Source organism: Rhizobium sp. Root274 (genome assembly GCF_001429245.1).
Lineage (GTDB): Bacteria > Pseudomonadota > Alphaproteobacteria > Rhizobiales > Rhizobiaceae > Allorhizobium.
Window position 1 is genome coordinate 1,572,518 of record NZ_LMJE01000001.1, and the last position, 13,904, is coordinate 1,586,421.

Below are 13,904 nucleotides of genomic sequence, written 5' to 3' on the forward strand. Positions count from 1 at the left end.
TTGGCCCCCACGAACAAGATTTCCTTCCAGGGCGACTTCGGCGCCAATTCCGACATGGCCTGCCGCGACATGTTCCCGACCATGGAGCCCCTGCCCTGCCCGACTTTCGAGGATGCCTTCGTGGCGCTGGAGACGGGCGACGTGGATCTGGCGATGATCCCGATCGAGAACACGCTGGCCGGTCGCGTTGCCGACATCCACTACCTGCTGCCACTGTCGCGCCTGCATATCGTCGGCGAATACTTCATGCCGATCCGCTTTCAGCTGATGGTGCTGCCGGGGGTGAAGCTGGACGAAATCCGAACAGTGCACAGCCATATCCATGCGCTCGGCCAATGCCGCAAGATCATCCGCAGCCATGGCTGGAAGGCCGTGGTGGCGGGTGACACGGCGGGGGCTGCCAAGCAGGTGGCGGAAAAGGGCGACCGCAGCATGGCGGCGCTCGCACCCCGGCTTGCGGCCTCGCTCTACGGGCTCGATATTCTTGCCGAGAATGTCGAGGATTCCGAGAACAACGTGACCCGGTTCGTGGTGCTCTCGCGGGACGAGGCAGAGCCGAAGCGGACGAGCCCCGAAGAACGCTTCATCACCACTTTCGTGTTTAACGTGCGCAATATTCCGGCCGCCCTCTACAAGGCGATGGGCGGCTTTGCCACGAACGGCGTCAACATGACCAAGCTCGAAAGCTACCAGATCGGCGGCAAGTTCATCGCCACCCAGTTCTATGCCGATATCGAAGGGCATCCGGAGGATGCACCGGTGAAACGCGCGCTCGAGGAGCTGCGTTTCTTCTCCGAGAAGGTGCATATTCTGGGCGTGTACAAGGCGCATGAAATGCGGGGCAAGCTCTAAAAGCGAAAGCTCAATGGCGGCGGCTCAGACGATTGCTGCGCCATTCCAGGTGCAAAACCGGTTCCCACTTTTGCTGGAATGGCATGGTCGATTGCTGCGCCATTCCAGGCGCAAAACCGGTTCCCACTTTTGCTGGAATGGCTCAATGCCGCAATTCGTACCAGTCGGTGATCAGGCGGCGGGCGATCGTGCCTTCGATCGGGAGCGTCCGGCCTTCGAAGGAGCCTTCCTGCAGCATGGTGGCGATCTCGCCACGGGTGAACCAGCGACAATCCTCGAGCTCGACGGAATCGAAGGTGATCTCCGTCGTCGTCGCCTCGCCGTAGCAACCCAGCATCAGCTGGTGCGGCATCGGCCAGGGTTGCGAGGCGTGGTAGCGGACGCGGCCGACGGTGATGCCGGATTCTTCGCGGGTTTCGCGGCGCACGGCGTTTTCGATCGTCTCGCCCGGCTCGATGAAACCGGCAAGAGACGAATACATGCCGGCCGGGAAACGTGGGCTTCGACCCAGGAGGCAGCGATCCTTCTTTTCGTCCACGATGAGCATGATGACGACGGGATCGGTGCGCGGGAAGATCTCGTGGGCACAGCCCGTGCACACGCGCTTGTAGCCGCCGATGCGACCTTCCATGGCGGCGCCGCAGCGGCCGCAAAACTTGTTGTCGGCATTCCACCGCAGGAGGCTCAGCGCCTGGGCGACTTCGCCGAGCAGATCCTCGCCAACGAGCGCATCACGGAACAGAGCGCGGGGATCGGCTGGTTTGAACTCGGCCGAGAGGTCTTCCGGTTTCAGCGCGACGGGGACGGCCAATCGCGGCTCGCCGCTTGCCTGGTGGCCAAGCAGGATGGCGTCGTCGAAATTCGGCTGCAGGGCGGCAAGCTCGTAAGGCGCAAACAGCGGATCGAGGATTTGGCCGTCATGTTTCAGCACCAGCTGGGTGCCGGAAAAGGCGAGGATATGGGTGCCCTCGACCTTCAGCGCTGATGCAAGCGAGGTCTCGTCGCGGTGCTCGCTGTCGCGGTTCAGCCGGTTGCCGGAAAAGGCGGTGAGTTCGCTGGGTTCCAGATGGGGGGCGCGGCTGGAAAAAATGGAATTTCTCATTGGAGAGCTTCAAGGATCCGGGTTTTCATGTCGTCGAAGGCGGCCTGGTCGTAAGGGACGGATGTGCCGTAACCCCAGATCGGTTTCGGCCAATTGGGATCGTTCTCGGTGCGGGCAACGACATGAACATGGAGTTGCCGGACGATATTGCCAATGGCGGCGATGTTGATCTTGTCGGCGCCCGTCACCTGTTTCAGGGCGGCGCCAACGGTGACCTGTTCGAAGGTCAGCATGGCCTGGTCGAGTGGCGTGAGATCAAAGACTTCGGAGACATTGGTGCGCTGGGGCACGAGGATCAGCCAGGGCCAGCGGCTGTCCTTGGCGAGCCTCAGGTCACACAGGCCGAGTTTGAGGATCGACACGCTATCCTCCGCAAGGCGCGCGTCGAGGACGAATGGCTGCAAGGCTTCTCTCCCTTTCGTTTTTAGAAAGCCTAGCAGTTTTTTTCCGGCTTGGCTTGCATTTGGCAGCGTTATTGCCGATATGTCTCCTCGGGAGGTTGGTGGTGGACGAGCCACTCGCCAACCGGGTCAGGTCCGGAAGGAAGCAGCCCCAACGAGCGCGGCACGGGTCATCGTGCCAGCCTCCCACCTCATCTTCATTTCCGGCCTTTTTTCGACAGGGGCCGTGCCATGCCCGGCTTTGGGCGGCAAGGGGAAGCTGGCAGCGCGATGAGCGATTTGGAGCCCACAGCAGAGGCCAAGGCCGCCCCCGGCGGTTACCGCGTTCTCGCCCGCAAATATCGTCCCAAGGACTTTACCGACCTGATGGTCGGCCAGGAGCCGATGGTCAAGACGCTCACCAATGCGTTCGAGACCGGGCGTATTGCGCAGGCCTATATGCTGACCGGCGTGCGCGGCGTGGGCAAGACGACGACAGCGCGCATTCTGGCACGCGCACTTAATTACAAGACCGCCGAAATCGACAAGCCAACGATCGACCTGCGTATCCCCGGCGAGCATTGCCAGGCGATCATGGAAGGCCGCCATGTCGACGTGATCGAGATGGACGCGGCCTCGCATACGGGTATCGACGATATCCGGGAAATCATCGAGCAGGTGCGCTATCGCCCGGTTTCAGCGCGCTACAAGGTCTACATCATCGACGAAGTGCATATGCTGTCGACAGCCGCCTTCAACGGATTGTTGAAGACGCTGGAAGAGCCGCCCGAGCATGTGAAATTCATCTTCGCGACGACCGAAATCCGCAAGGTTCCGATCACGGTTCTCTCGCGCTGCCAGCGTTTCGACCTGCGCCGGATCAGTGCCGGCGATCTCGTCGGGTTGTTTTCGACCATTGCATCGAAGGAAGGCATCGAGGTCGAGGAAGAGGCGCTGGCGATGATTGCGCGCGCCGCAGAAGGTTCGGCGCGTGACGGGTTGTCGCTTCTCGACCAGGCGATTGCCCATGGCGGCGGCGTGGTGCATGCGGACGCTGTCAGGTCGATGCTGGGGCTCGCCGACCGGGCGCGCATCGTCGATCTCTTCGAGCAGGTGGTGCGCGGCGACGTGGCAGCAGCGCTTTCGGAATTCGCCAGCCAGTATGAGGCGGGGGCAAGCCCGTCGGTGGTGCTGACCGATCTTGCCGACTTCACCCATCTGGTGACGCGGCTCAAATATATCCCGTCTGCCTCGCAGGACCCGTCGCTCAGTGAAGCCGAACGGGTGCGGGGCGGAGAGATGGCCGACAGTGTGGCCGTCACCACGCTGTCGCGCATGTGGCAGATGCTGCTGAAGGGCATTCCTGAAGTCGAGGCCTCTTCCCGCCCGGCCGGAGCTGCGGAAATGGTGCTGATCCGGCTCGCGCATGCAGCACATCTGCCTTCTCCCGAGGATGCGGCGCGACGCCTGCTGGAACTTTCGAACGGCGACGGCGGCGAGAGCGCGCCCTCTGCACCGCGCCCGAATGGCGGTGGTGGTGGCGCCTCGATGGCGATGCGCGTGCAGGCGGTGGCTCAGCCTTCGTCGGACACTGCACCTCGCCCGGCAATGAGCCAGCCGGTGGCGCATCTGCAGAGCGTGCCGGCGGGCGATGCCCTGCCGCGCGGCATGGAGACGGTGCAGCCGAAGGCGCAGGACGCGCCGGCGATGCTGGTGCAGGTCAATTCGCTCGACGACATTGCCGACCTCTGCACCAAGAACAGGAGCCCGGTGCTGCGGGCGCAGCTACGCCAGTTCGTGCATCTGGTGAAGATCGAGCCGGGCCGGCTGGAAATCCGGCTTGAAGCGCAGTGCCCACCGACGATCGTCAACGAGTTGAAGCTCAGGCTGACGGAGTGGACGGGGATTACCTGGTGGGTGACGCTGTCGAACGAAGCCGGCTTGCCGACGCTGGTCGAGGTGGAGAATTCGACACGCGCGGCCCGTCTGCTCGACGCCCGGCAGGACCCAGATGTCGCCGCGATCCTGTCGCGTTTTCCCGGCGCCAAGATCACAGATGTCAGGATCAAGGCCAGCGAGATCGAGGAAGACGACACGCTGATTGCACCGCCGGCGGCAGCGGAATCGGCGGAAGGCGACATTCTTCCGGGCGACGATATCGAATTCTAAGGGCGTCACGCGCGCCAGAAACCAATCGACACCAGACCAAGGAGACGACGATGCGCGACATCATGGGCATGATGGGCAAGGTCAAGGAAATGCAGGGCAAGATGGAGAAGATGCAGGCGGAAATCGCCGCACTCGAAATCGAAGGCAAGTCCGGCGGCGGCCTGGTGACCGTGGTGCTCACCGGCAAGGGCGAACTGCGCAGCGTCAAGATCGATCCGTCGCTGTTCAACGAAGACGATGTCGAGATCCTTGAAGACTTGATCGTGGCGGCTCACAAGGACGCCAAGGACAAGGTGGAAGCACAGACCCAGGAAAAGATGGCATCTGTCACGGCAGGCATTCCGCTGCCGCCGGGCATGAAGCTGCCGTTCTAATCGAGCCGGCGATGCGGCCAGGGATTTACGCCTTCGCGCAACCATAAGAGTGTGTCGAGCCAGAAGCCGTTTTCGTGGCGCGACCGGAAGAGGTCGAAATGGCCGACTTCCGAGGCGCCGACATCTTCGGGCCGCAGCATGACCTTCTCAACGGTCGCGCCGTCGTAGTAGGACGCGACGCGACGCATGGCGGACGGGGTGGCGAAATCGTCATCCGTCACGCTGAGCGCCAGGATTTCGGCCGCAACGGCCGAGAAGCGCGAGCGCAGGTCCGCAGCCTCCTGTGGGGTATAGCCCCTTTCTATGCGGCGGCCGCGAAAGGCCCATTCGAGGGCGACGCCTTTTGGTAGATCTTCGAGCCAGCCGAGCCTGCGGCCGGGGAAATAACCCAGCAGCATTGTCAAAGCCGGCATCACGAGGTGCCATTTCATTAGATAACGCAAGCGCATCGCCGGTCGGTAGTCGGGCCAGAAGGCGTATTGCGCGCCGATCGTCAGCATCCGGCGGATGCGCTGTGCGCGCGCCGCATACCCGGGCAGGAAGCCGCCGATCGAATGGCCGACGACGAAGACTGGGCTTTGCGGGAAATGTTCGGCGGCGAAGGCGAGGACGGCATCGAAATCCTTCTCGCCCCAATCGCGCCAGCGGAAGTCAATGCCTTTCAACGTTTCCGGTTGCGACTGGCCGATGCCGCGATAATCATAGGTGATGACGTGGAAGTCGTGGGCGGCGAGGAAGCGCGCATAGGCATGGTAGAACCGCGCGGCGACACCGGTGGCGGCGTTGATGATGACGATGGCTGCTGAAGGATCCGGGCACGGCCAGAGATGGCCCCTTAAGCGGATGCCATCTTCGCAGCTGATCTCGATCTCTTCCCCATCCATGCTGGCCTCCCGATTGTGCTGCCAGCATCACGCGTTTTGCTCGTTGTGTATACTCACTGGTCAGTATACATTCGTCGCATGGGCAGCGAACGCACCACCCGCGAGAAGATCATCGATGCCGCCAACCGGCTGTTCTACCGCGAGGGTATTCGCGCGGTAAGTGTCGATGCGGTGGCCGAGGCGGCGGGGCTGACGAAGCGGTCGCTCTATTACCACTTCACCAGCAAGGATGAGCTGGTCGCCGATTATCTTCGGCTGCGCGATCATCCCAATCTGCAGCGGTATCAGGCGTGGTATGCGGCGGCCGAGGGTGGGGTCGAAGAACGGATCGGCGCGATCTTCGACCACCTTGAAGCCGAGGCCGGGAAGCCGGGATGGAAGGGCTGCGGCTTCCTGCGCACGGCGGCGGAACTGGTCAACCAGCCGGGGCATCCGGCCCTCAAGATCGGTGTTGAGCACAAAAAACGTGTCGAAGCATGGTTTGCGGAGATCTTGACCGAGAACGGCGTGTCGGAGCCAGGGCGCGTCGCCAGACAGGTTTGCCTCCTGATCGACGGCGCCTTCAGTCAGGCCATGCTCTATCGCGATCCGGACTATTTCAACGAAGCCGGGCTTGCCGCGCAGGCGCTGGTCCGCTCTGCCGTGTCGGGTGCATCGACATAAATGCCCTGAACCGAAGGCTCACATCTCGCCAGCGAGAATGGCTTCCCGGGTCTTGTAATGGACGGGGGCTGAGAGGTAGCGGGCGCGATCTGCGACGCTGAGTTTACGGCCGTAGGTCGCCATCATGTCCGCCATCGTGACGCGCTCGCCGACATAGGCGGTGTAGGTGACAGGCTGGCCAGCCTCGACCATTCCGCCTTGGAGCACCCGGGCATAGGCACCCGGGCGGGCGGCCTGTGTGTAACGCTTGACGATCTTCGGATCGCCCATATGGGCGGCAAAGGTTGCGCAGGGCATGCGAGGCGAGGTGATTTCGAGCAGGATATCGCCGAAGGCGAAGCGGTCACCGGCGGCGAGCATCTGGCTCTCCAGATCTGAAATCACAAGGTTTTCGCCGAACATGCCATAATGCAGTTCGCGACCGAGGTCCCGGCTCCACCAGTCGATATCGAGGCTGCCCTGGATGTAGACGGCCTGATCGACGCCGCCGTGATGTTTGCGGTTGAGGATCGCGTCGCCGACAAGACCTTCCGCGTCGAGCATGACCGGTCCGCTGATGGCGAGCTTGTTGATGCCGGTCTTGTATTTCTTGCCGGCCAGGATTTCGGGGCGGCCGAGGCAGATGGCGAGGATTTTCATCGGGCAGTCCCTGTTCTGCGATTCCGTTTATTGCTTATATGGGCTAGAACGCCGCCATGGCAAAACGAGTCACCGGTCCCGAAATCGAAAAGCTGATCCAGCTGCTGGCGAAAGTGCCGGGGCTAGGGCCCCGCTCTGCGCGACGGGCGGCGCTGCACCTCATCAAGAAACGCGACCAGTTGATGGGGCCGCTCGGCCATGCGCTGGGCGAAGCCTATGACAAGGTGAAGATCTGCTCCTGCTGCGGCAATATCGATACGATCGATCCCTGCACCGTCTGCACCGATGTGCAGCGCGATCAGTCTGTCATCATCGTCGTCGAGGATGTGTCCGACCTCTGGGCGCTGGAGCGGGCGGGTGCGATGAACGCCGCCTATCACGTTCTGGGCGGCACGCTTTCACCGCTCGATGGGGTGGGGCCTGATGATCTCAACATCAAGGGTCTGATCGACCGGGTGGCGAAGGGCGGAGTGCGCGAGATCATCATCGCCGTCAATGCCACCGTCGAGGGGCAGACGACCGCGCATTACATCACCGATCATCTCGCGGGACTGGACGTGAAGATCACCCGGCTGGCTCATGGCGTGCCCGTGGGTGGCGAACTCGACTATCTCGACGAAGGCACGCTGTCGGCGGCGCTTCGCGCCAGAACGGCAATCTGACCGCTCCTTTGAGGAGGCTTTACATGCTGCGACTGTTTTCCGTTTCAGGCCGCCTGCTGACGATCGCGGGCCTGATTTTTGCCTCTGCGACCGCGGCTTCGGCTGCGCCTTCGAAGAGCGAGGTCGAGGCGCAGTTCCAGCGCTGGATTGCTACCGATCTCTGGCAGGCAGCGAAAGTCGGCGGCATCGGCAAATCCGTCTTCGACAAAACGATGCAAGGCGCGACGCTGAAATGGGATCTGCCGGATCTCGTGCCGCCGGGTACCACGCCGCCGAAGGAACAGGCGCAAACCCAGGCGGAATTCTCCTCGCCGGCCAGCTATTTTTCCGAGAAGCGATTGCAGGGATTGGCTGCGACGGGACGCGCGCTTTCCGGACAATATGGGTCGACGCTGCGCAAGATCGAGGCGCGCTATGGTGTGCCGGGCTCGGTGCTCCTGGCGATCTGGGGTCGCGAATCCGGTTATGGCAAGGCCAAACTGCCGTACCGTGCGATCGACGTGCTCGCGACCAAAGCCTTCATGTCGACGCGAAAGCCGCTCTTCCAGCAGGAACTGATCTCGGCGCTGCACATCATCGAAAGCGGCGACGTGCCGGCAGACCGCATGATGGGGTCGTGGGCGGGCGCGCTCGGGCAGCCGCAATTCATGCCGGGCAGCTATCTGAAATATGCCGTTGACTTCGATGGCGACGGCAAGCGCGACATCTGGAATTCGGTGCCGGATGCGCTGGCCTCGATGGCCAATTATCTGGTGAAGAGCGGCTGGCAGCGCGGTCGCGACTGGGGATACGAGGTGACGATTCCGGACGATGTGTCCTGTGCGCAGGAAGGGCCCGACCGGGCAAAGCTTGTATCCGCCTGGGCCGGCGAAGGCATCAAGCGGGTTTCGGGCAAGGGTTTTCCGGCGAGCGAAACCGGCCAGTCGGCCATGATGCTGGTGCCGGCCGGCACAAACGGGCCGGAATTCATTGTCACGCCGAATTTCTACGTGATCAAGGAATACAACAATTCCGACCTCTATGCCCTGTTCATCGGAAACCTGGCCGACCGGATCGGCTCCGGCGGCGGCGCCTTCAGGGGCGCCTGGGGAGATGTTGGAAAGATGCTGCGCTCGGATGTGCTCGCCATGCAGAAGGCGCTGGTGGCGCAGGGTTATGATGTCGGCAAGGTGGATGGGCTGCCCGGCTACAAAACACGGCGTTCGCTCGGCGAATGGCAGGCCCGGCAGGGCATGCGCCCGACCTGCTATCCCAACGAGGGGCTAAAATCGAAGCTGCGGTGATCCAGCCAACCTTCTAGGGGTGATCGATCGGGTGCTGGTGGAAGACGTCGTCCGAAGACGGGATGGCCTGGCGTTCGATCATGCGGTGGACATGCGGCGGGGATGCGCCGCGATGAAGCTCCAGAAGACGGTCGGTGATCTCGGCATCCGCCTTGGTGCGGCGGTGATTGTGGCGCACGTAATCCACCCAGGTCGGGACGTGGTAGGTCTCGGTCCAGATGTCAGGGTTCTCCAGATCGCGCATGAGGGTCCAGTTGCGCGCTCCATCCCGGAGCCGGATGCGGCGTCGCTCGACCATGACCGCCAGAAACTCCGGCATATCGGCATCGGCAATCTCGAAATCGATCTGAATGACGATCGGCCCACTGCGCGGGCGGATATCGAGCCTGAGTGACGGTTCGTTGAAGCGGTTGAGCGGGTCGAGATCGAGTGTGGCGAAAGTCGGCATGGGCAGGAAGAAGCCGATGGCGACGCCAACCATCATCAGGATGCTCGAGGCGACGAGGGCCTCCGGTGCGCCGGAATTTTCCGCGACCGTTCCCCAGAGCCAGCTGCCGGTTGCCATACCGCCGAAGGTGGCAGTCTGGTAGAGCGACAGTGCACGGCCGACAACCCAGCGCGGAGTCGAGAGCTGGACCACCGTGTTGAAAAGCGACAGGGCAAGTACCCAGCAGGCACCTGCGAGCACGAGGGCCAATGCCGTCAGCCAGATCGAGGAGCTGATGCCGGTGACGGCGGCCGCGACCGCAAAGCCGGCGAAGGAGGCGCGGACGATATCCTCACTCGACAGGATTTCGCGCAGGCGCTGGTTGCCGAGCGCGCCAAGAATGGCGCCGAAGCCGAAGGCGCCGAGCAGGCCGCCATAGGATAAGGCTCCGCCGGACAGCTGGTCGCGGGCGACAATGGGAAGCAGAGAGAGGATGGCGGTGGCGGTCAGGCCGAAGACGAAGCCGCGGAACAGCACCTTGCCGAGATTGGGCGACATGGAGACGTAACGCAGGCCGGCCCAGATGGCCTGACCCAGCTGTTCGCGCGGCAGAGGGTTCTTCGGATAATTCGGTTTCCAGCGGATGAGCGCGTAGACAATGGCGAAATAGGAGAGCGTGTTGGCGGCAAAGGCGGCCGCCGCGCCGGCAAAGGCAACGATCATGCCGCCGATGGCGGGGCCGACGCTGCGGGTGATGTTGAAGCCCATGCTGTTGAGCGAGACGGCGGCGGCGAGATCTTCGCGCGGAACGATGTCACCGACCGAGGCCTGCCAGGCCGGATTGTTGAGCGCTGTACCGCAGCCGATCAGGAAGGTGAAGCCGAGCAGCACCCAGGGAGTGATGAGGCCAAGAAAGGCAAAAAGAGTGAGCAGCGCCGAGACCGTGATCATGAAGAGCTGGGCCGCGATCATCACACGGCGGCGGTCGAAACTGTCGGCCACGGCACCGGCAATCAGCGAGAGCAGCATGATCGGTCCGGTGTTGGAGGCCTGAACGAGAGCCACCATGTTTTCCGAGGTCGAGATCGAGGCCATCATCCAGGCCGCACCGACACCCTGGATCAACCCGCCGAGGTTCGAGGATATGCTGGCAAGCCAGATCCGCCGGTAGAACTCGTTGCTGAGGGGAGAAAGAGGGGAGCGTCTGTCGGGCACGGGGGGGCTCGTCCTTTGAGGGGGAGAGAGCTGGCAAGCAGCCGGGGGTGAACTTGCAACGGTGAACGCGCCAAAGGCAAGAATGTTTTTCAGCTCGGCGAAAAGCTTGCAATCTGCGGGTCGCTGGCGTATATGACATTCAAATTCTTGATCGACAGATGAAGGGTGGGCCCGCAAGGACCCGCTCTTTTTTATTGGCGATCGTATCCAATCGGGAGTAAAACGATTGTCCGAACAGATGCCGCAGCCGGGACCCGGCGAAGCACGGATCATCACCGAGACGGGGCTTGACCGTCGTATCGCCGACATCATCGAGCCCGTGCTCGCGGCGATGGATTTCAACCTGGTTCGCGTGCGCATGATGAACCAGAACGGCCTGACGTTGCAGATCATGGCGGAGCGCACCGACGGCACGATGACCGTCGAAGATTGCGAAGCCGTTTCCATGGCCGTCTCGCCGGTGCTCGATGTCGAAGATCCCGTCGACAAGGCTTACCACCTTGAAGTTTCGTCGCCGGGGATCGACCGGCCGATGGTGCGCAAGTCCGATTTCACGCGCTGGAACGGCCATCTGGTCAAGTGCGAGACCTCGATCCTGGTGGACAACCGCAAGCGGTTTCGCGGCAAGATCACAGATGTGAACCAGGATGGCTTCACGCTGGAACGCGATCAGGTTGCCTATGGCGAAGAGCCGCGGGTGGTGATCCCGTTCAATACGCTGGCGGAAGCCAAGCTCATTCTGACGGACGATCTGATCCGCGACGCGCTTCGGGCCGACAAGCTGGCCAAGGCGCAGGCCGCGAACCAGAACGACGAAGACACCGACGCAGACGACAGCGAAGAATAACGTTTGAACCATAGCCCGAGGGCAGTTGCCCGGGTGTGAAGACGGAGACCTAAGACAATGGCAGTCAGTGCTAACCGGCTCGAGCTCTTGCAGATCGCAGATGCCGTTGCCCGTGAAAAGGTGATCGACCGCGAAATCGTGCTCGCCGCCATGGCCGACGCGATCCAGAAGGCTGCCCGTTCGCGTTACGGCACGGAAACCAATATCCGCGCCGACATCAACTCGAAGACCGGCGAAATCCGCCTGCAGCGTCTTCTCGAAGTGGTCGAAAAGGTCGAGGACTACTCGACCCAGATCGCACTGGAACTGGCCCGCGACCGCAATGTCGACGCCAAGCTCGGCGACTTCATCGCCGATCCACTGCCGCCGATGGATTTCGGTCGTATCGCTGCGCAGTCGGCCAAGCAGGTCATCGTGCAGAAGGTGCGCGAAGCCGAGCGTGATCGCCAGTATGACGAGTTCAAGGACCGCGTCGGCGAGATCATCAACGGCACCGTCAAGCGCGTCGAATACGGCAATGTCATCGTTGACCTCGGCCGCGGCGAAGGCATCATCCGTCGCGACGAAATGATCCCGCGCGAAGCCTTCCGCTATGGCGATCGCGTTCGTGCATACGTATATGATGTTCGTCGCGAGCAGCGCGGCCCGCAGATCTTCCTGTCGCGTACCCATCCGCAGTTCATGGTGAAGCTGTTCACCATGGAAGTGCCGGAAATTTACGATGGCATCATCCAGATCAAGTCGGTTGCCCGTGACCCGGGTTCGCGCGCCAAGATCGCCGTCATCTCGAACGACTCGTCGATCGATCCGGTCGGCGCCTGCGTCGGTATGCGCGGTAGCCGTGTTCAGGCCGTTGTCGGCGAGCTTCAGGGCGAGAAGATCGACATCATTCCGTGGAGCCAGGATCCGGCGTCCTTCATCGTCAACGCCCTGCAGCCGGCGGAAGTGGCCAAGGTCGTTCTCGACGAAGACGCAGAGCGGATCGAAGTCGTGGTTCCGGACGAGCAGCTGTCGCTCGCCATCGGTCGTCGCGGTCAGAACGTGCGTCTGGCCTCGCAGCTGACTGGCTGGGACATCGACATCATGACGGAAGCCGAGGAATCGGAACGCCGCCAGAAGGAATTCAACGAACGCACCAATCTGTTCATGGATGCGCTCGACGTCGACGAGATGGTCGGCCAGGTTCTGGCCTCGGAAGGCTTCGCGCAGGTTGAAGAAGTGGCCTATGTGGACCTGAACGAAATCGCCTCGATCGACGGTTTCGACGAAGACACGGCGCAGGAAATCCAGACCCGCGCCCGCGAATATCTCGACAAGATCGAGGCCGAAATGGACGCCAAGCGTCGCGAACTCGGCGTTGCCGACGAGTTGCGCCAGATCGACGGCATGACCTCGGCGATGATGGTCGCGCTCGGCGAAGACGGCATCAAGACGATCGAGGACTTTGCCGGCTGCGCAGCCGACGACCTGATCGGCTGGAGCGAACGCAAGGATGGCGAGACGAAGAAGTTCGAGGGTCTGTTCTCGAAGTTCGACATCTCGCGTGCCGAGGCGGAAGCCATGATCGTGCAGGCGCGCCTGTCGGCCGGCTGGATCACCGAGGAAGATCTCGCTGCCGAAGCGGCTGAGGCCGAAGTGGAAGGCGAAGTCGACGCCGAGCAAGAGGCGTGATGACCGCGCTGACGCCCGACGCGCCGGAGACAGGGGACGATTTCGACCTCTCCGATGCGAACGGACGGATGTGCATCGTCACCCGTGACAGCGGATCTCCCGATACGCTGTTGCGGTTCGTGGCGGCACCTGACGGTACGATCGTTCCCGACCTGAAGCGGACGCTTCCGGGCCGGGGATGCTGGGTAAGCCCCCGCCGCGAGGCGGTGGACAAGGCCGTGGCGAAGAAGCTCTTCGCCCGCGCCCTGAAACGAGACGTAAAGGCGGATCCGGAACTCGGAGCTGCCGTCGACCGTCTGCTGGTCGCACAGCTGACGGGCATGATGAACATGGCGCGCAAGGCCGGCCAGTTCATCAATGGCGCTGCCAAGGTTGAGGCAGCGGTCAGAAGCGGAGAAGCGATCGCCGTGTTCCATTCGAAGGACGCGGCGGCAGACGGCGTAAGAAAGATCGACCAGGCCCGAAAGGCCTGGCACCTCGGAACAGGAGCCGATGCGGAAATTCCCGCATTCCATCTTCTGAGCGGGGCGGAATTGGACGAACTGATGGGCCAGAATGCGTTTATGCACGCTTGCGCGCTTGCAGGGCAGGCGGGTGAAGGTGTAGTGAAACGCGCAACTCTGCTCGAAACCTATCGCGGCCCGGTGCTGCAGGTCTCGAGCGCTGGCCCGAAACCACAATGACGCGGTCACCGGCGAAAGCCGGCCTCCGTGGTTTAGGACAGTATGTGAACGGC

General features: G+C 62.4%; 14 protein-coding genes and 1 other RNA gene. 10 read left to right on the forward strand and 5 right to left on the reverse strand.

Annotated features, from left to right (window positions below; translation table 11 throughout):
- Positions 1 to 852, forward strand: a complete 852-nt coding sequence (locus tag ASE36_RS07830; RefSeq protein ID WP_082510893.1) for a prephenate dehydratase — start codon at positions 1 to 3, stop codon at positions 850 to 852.
- Positions 853 to 994: 142 nt separating this feature from the next.
- On the opposite strand, the gene nudC is transcribed toward ASE36_RS07830, so the two are convergent.
- Entirely contained in the window at positions 995 to 1,954 is a 960-nt protein-coding gene (nudC, locus tag ASE36_RS07835; RefSeq protein WP_062277333.1) for an NAD(+) diphosphatase, read from the reverse strand.
- Positions 1,951 to 2,358 carry an HIT domain-containing protein gene (locus ASE36_RS07840; RefSeq protein ID WP_062277336.1) on the reverse strand — a complete coding sequence of 136 codons (408 nt, stop codon included), beginning with the start codon at positions 2,356 to 2,358 and terminating at the stop codon, positions 1,951 to 1,953. Before ASE36_RS07840 ends, nudC begins: the two co-directional genes overlap by 4 nt.
- A 90-nt stretch (positions 2,359 to 2,448) precedes the next feature.
- On the opposite strand from ASE36_RS07840, the gene ffs reads away from it, so the two are divergent.
- From ffs to ASE36_RS07855, 3 genes are all read left to right on the forward strand, one after another.
- Positions 2,449 to 2,545: signal recognition particle sRNA small type (ffs, locus tag ASE36_RS07845), an RNA gene on the forward strand.
- 80 nt (positions 2,546 to 2,625) lie between these two features.
- The gene (locus tag ASE36_RS07850) at positions 2,626 to 4,503 is read left to right on the forward strand and encodes a DNA polymerase III subunit gamma/tau (RefSeq protein ID WP_062277339.1); all 1,878 of its coding nucleotides are present in this window, start codon (positions 2,626 to 2,628) and stop codon (positions 4,501 to 4,503) included.
- Between the two features lie 50 nt (positions 4,504 to 4,553).
- Entirely contained in the window at positions 4,554 to 4,877 is a 324-nt protein-coding gene (locus tag ASE36_RS07855; protein ID WP_062277342.1) for a YbaB/EbfC family nucleoid-associated protein, read from the forward strand.
- Here the strand turns inward: ASE36_RS07855 and ASE36_RS07860 are convergent.
- Positions 4,874 to 5,761 carry an alpha/beta fold hydrolase gene (locus tag ASE36_RS07860; RefSeq protein ID WP_062277344.1) on the reverse strand — a complete coding sequence of 296 codons (888 nt, stop codon included), beginning with the start codon at positions 5,759 to 5,761 and terminating at the stop codon, positions 4,874 to 4,876. The genes ASE36_RS07855 and ASE36_RS07860 overlap by 4 nt on opposite strands.
- A 78-nt stretch (positions 5,762 to 5,839) precedes the next feature.
- Here ASE36_RS07860 and ASE36_RS07865 point away from each other — a divergent pair, with 78 nt between their 5' ends.
- Positions 5,840 to 6,424, forward strand: coding sequence for a TetR/AcrR family transcriptional regulator (locus ASE36_RS07865; RefSeq protein WP_062277347.1), 585 nt, complete (start codon positions 5,840 to 5,842; stop codon positions 6,422 to 6,424).
- Positions 6,425 to 6,442: 18 nt separating this feature from the next.
- Here ASE36_RS07865 and ASE36_RS07870 read toward each other — a convergent pair whose 3' ends face one another.
- On the reverse strand, positions 6,443 to 7,063 hold the full coding sequence (locus ASE36_RS07870) for an MOSC domain-containing protein (protein ID WP_062277349.1): 621 nt from the start codon (positions 7,061 to 7,063) through the stop codon (positions 6,443 to 6,445).
- Positions 7,064 to 7,119: 56 nt separating this feature from the next.
- Between ASE36_RS07870 and recR the strand changes: the two genes are divergently transcribed.
- Together recR and ASE36_RS07880 are read left to right on the forward strand one after the other, a co-directional pair.
- A complete protein-coding gene (gene recR / locus ASE36_RS07875; RefSeq protein WP_062277352.1) occupies positions 7,120 to 7,725 on the forward strand; it encodes a recombination mediator RecR in 606 nt (201 codons plus the stop codon).
- Positions 7,726 to 7,748: 23 nt separating this feature from the next.
- On the forward strand, positions 7,749 to 9,008 hold the full coding sequence (locus ASE36_RS07880) for a lytic murein transglycosylase (RefSeq protein WP_062277355.1): 1,260 nt from the start codon (positions 7,749 to 7,751) through the stop codon (positions 9,006 to 9,008).
- A 13-nt stretch (positions 9,009 to 9,021) separates the two neighbouring features.
- Here ASE36_RS07880 and ASE36_RS07885 read toward each other — a convergent pair whose 3' ends face one another.
- On the reverse strand, positions 9,022 to 10,650 hold the full coding sequence (locus ASE36_RS07885) for an MFS transporter (protein ID WP_062277357.1): 1,629 nt from the start codon (positions 10,648 to 10,650) through the stop codon (positions 9,022 to 9,024).
- 238 nt (positions 10,651 to 10,888) lie between these two features.
- Between ASE36_RS07885 and rimP the strand changes: the two genes are divergently transcribed.
- From rimP to ASE36_RS07900, 3 genes are read left to right on the forward strand one after another with little or no spacing between them, the layout of a single operon-like run.
- Positions 10,889 to 11,497, forward strand: a complete 609-nt coding sequence (gene rimP / locus ASE36_RS07890) for a ribosome maturation factor RimP (RefSeq protein ID WP_062278203.1) — start codon at positions 10,889 to 10,891, stop codon at positions 11,495 to 11,497.
- Between the two features lie 57 nt (positions 11,498 to 11,554).
- Entirely contained in the window at positions 11,555 to 13,168 is a 1,614-nt protein-coding gene (nusA, locus tag ASE36_RS07895; RefSeq protein WP_062277360.1) for a transcription termination factor NusA, read from the forward strand.
- Positions 13,168 to 13,851, forward strand: a complete 684-nt coding sequence (locus ASE36_RS07900; protein ID WP_062277362.1) for an RNA-binding protein — start codon at positions 13,168 to 13,170, stop codon at positions 13,849 to 13,851. The genes nusA and ASE36_RS07900 overlap by 1 nt, the downstream gene beginning before the upstream one ends.
- Positions 13,852 to 13,904: the final 53 nt, after the last annotated feature.

Bases quoted from the DNA above. Each gene is read 5' to 3' on its own strand.
- recR (WP_062277352.1), top strand. From the start codon at position 7,120: ATGGCAAAACGAGTCACCGGTCCCGAAATCGAAAAGCTGATCCAGCTG.
- ASE36_RS07865 (WP_062277347.1), top strand. From the start codon at position 5,840: ATGGGCAGCGAACGCACCACCCGCGAGAAGATCATCGATGCCGCCAAC.
- nusA (WP_062277360.1), top strand. From the start codon at position 11,555: ATGGCAGTCAGTGCTAACCGGCTCGAGCTCTTGCAGATCGCAGATGCC.
- ASE36_RS07900 (WP_062277362.1), top strand. From the start codon at position 13,168: ATGACCGCGCTGACGCCCGACGCGCCGGAGACAGGGGACGATTTCGAC.
- ASE36_RS07850 (WP_062277339.1), top strand. From the start codon at position 2,626: ATGAGCGATTTGGAGCCCACAGCAGAGGCCAAGGCCGCCCCCGGCGGT.
- ASE36_RS07855 (WP_062277342.1), top strand. From the start codon at position 4,554: ATGCGCGACATCATGGGCATGATGGGCAAGGTCAAGGAAATGCAGGGC.
- rimP (WP_062278203.1), top strand. From the start codon at position 10,889: ATGCCGCAGCCGGGACCCGGCGAAGCACGGATCATCACCGAGACGGGG.
- ASE36_RS07860 (WP_062277344.1), bottom strand. From the start codon at position 5,761: ATGGATGGGGAAGAGATCGAGATCAGCTGCGAAGATGGCATCCGCTTA.
- nudC (WP_062277333.1), bottom strand. From the start codon at position 1,954: ATGAGAAATTCCATTTTTTCCAGCCGCGCCCCCCATCTGGAACCCAGC.
- ASE36_RS07880 (WP_062277355.1), top strand. From the start codon at position 7,749: ATGCTGCGACTGTTTTCCGTTTCAGGCCGCCTGCTGACGATCGCGGGC.
- ASE36_RS07870 (WP_062277349.1), bottom strand. From the start codon at position 7,063: ATGAAAATCCTCGCCATCTGCCTCGGCCGCCCCGAAATCCTGGCCGGC.